This is a genomic window from Thiohalophilus sp., from assembly GCF_031581315.1.
Classification (GTDB): domain Bacteria; phylum Pseudomonadota; class Gammaproteobacteria; order UBA6429; family Thiohalophilaceae; genus Thiohalophilus.
Map to the genome: position 1 here is coordinate 1 of NZ_JAVLAZ010000181.1, position 1,707 is coordinate 1,707.

Consider the following 1,707-nt stretch of genomic DNA (forward strand, 5'->3'; position numbering starts at 1 on the left):
CAGCACTCAGCACTCAGCACTCAGCACTCAAGAAAGCGCGCAAGGTTAAACCAGATGCCCGGGCGGTGCAACAACGCCAATCCAACCCGACCCAAGTTGTTCCGGTCGCCTGCGGCGCTCGAAGCTGTTGCTATTTCATTACTAATCAAGTGGTTATAGAAGCCGTCACGGCAAGGTGGGTGAATATGATGTGTGATTGACCAATATTAGGATGTTATAATATTGAAGTTTTTTATTCTGCGGCCGAAAAACGTGGAACGGACTTGTGGTTTGGCAATTGTACTCCAAGCTTAAAGTAACAAACCGATAACCAGTTCACAGACCGAAAGGTAAAGACCGAATGCAACGACGGGTTTTCGCAACACTGCTGGGCGGGGCGACGCTGATAGGCGTGGCGCTCAATGCCTGCACACCGCAGCACAGTGCGCTGGAACAGGTGCTCGACAGCGGTGAGTTGCGCGTCTACACCCGCAATGCCCCCACCACCTATTATCAGGGGCCCCGGGGCCCGGCCGGGCTGGAATACGATCTGGCCCGGTCCTTTGCCGATCACCTTGGCGTACGTCTGAAACTGGTCGTCAAAGACAACCTGGAAGAAATGTTTATCGGTCTGCGCAAGGGGCGTGCCGATCTGGCCGCCGCCGGCCTGACCGTGACCGAACAGCGGCGCCGCCAGGTCCGCTTTGCCCCGGCGTATCAGCAAATCACGCCACAACTGGTATATCGACAGGACACCCTGCCCGAACCGCGGGATTTCGCCGATCTCCGGCAAGGCTATCTGGAGGTGGTTGCCAACAGCAGCCATGCCGAGCAGTTACGCCAGATACAACAGTCACGCCCCGATCTCCAGTGGCATGAAAACGCTGAAGCAGGCAGCACCGAATTGCTGTCGCTGGTGGCCCAGGGGCTGATTGATTACACCGTTGCCGATTCCAACGAGGTGGCAATTAACCGGCGCTATTTCCCCGAGCTGCGGGTGGCTTTCGACCTGTCAAAACCCCGGCAGCTTGCCTGGGCCCTGCCCCGAAGTGAAGACACCTCGCTCTACGACGAGGTGGAACATTTCTTCGAGACGCTGCGCGAATCCGGCGAACTGGCACATAGGATTAAACAGAATTATGAGTACGTGCGTAACTACGACTACGCCGGCACACCCTTTTTCATGCATCACATGCGCAGCCGCATGCCGAACTATCGCAAGCTGTTCAAAAAGGCCGCCGCACATACCAATCTCGACTGGCGCCTGTTAGCGGCCGTGGCCTATCAGGAATCACACTGGAACCCACTGGCTGTATCACCGACCGGGGTACGTGGCATGATGATGCTGACCAACGTCACAGCCAACCAGCTGGATATCGCGGACCGGACTGACCCGGCCCAGAGCATTCAGGGTGGCGCCCGTTATATCAAGAGCCTCTATCAACGTTTTGAGGATATTCCCGAAGACGATCGGATGTGGTTCACGCTGGCCGCCTATAATGTCGGCTTCGGACATGTGCGGGATGTCCAGAGAATTACCGAACAACGCGGTGGCGATCCGAACAAATGGTCCGACGTTAAAAGCAATCTGCCGCTGTTAACCCAGCGTAAATGGTATCGGCAAACCCGTTACGGTTATGCCCGCGGTCATGAGCCGGTAACGTATGTCGATAATATTCGCAGTTATTACGACATCCTGCGCTGGCACTTACGTACCAGCCCAAAACC

At 56.0% G+C, this 1,707-nt stretch carries 2 protein-coding genes; both read left to right on the top strand.

Features of this window, described 5'->3' with window-relative positions; all coding sequences use genetic code 11:
• Nucleotides 1-200, top strand: a 200-nt coding sequence (locus tag RI563_RS13365; RefSeq protein ID WP_310694876.1) for a hypothetical protein, incomplete at its 5' end; no start/stop codon positions are given.
• A gap of 140 nt (nt 201-340) precedes the next feature.
• Nucleotides 341-1,707, top strand: a 1,367-nt coding sequence (gene mltF, locus RI563_RS13370; RefSeq protein WP_310694877.1) for a membrane-bound lytic murein transglycosylase MltF, incomplete at its 3' end; no start/stop codon positions are given.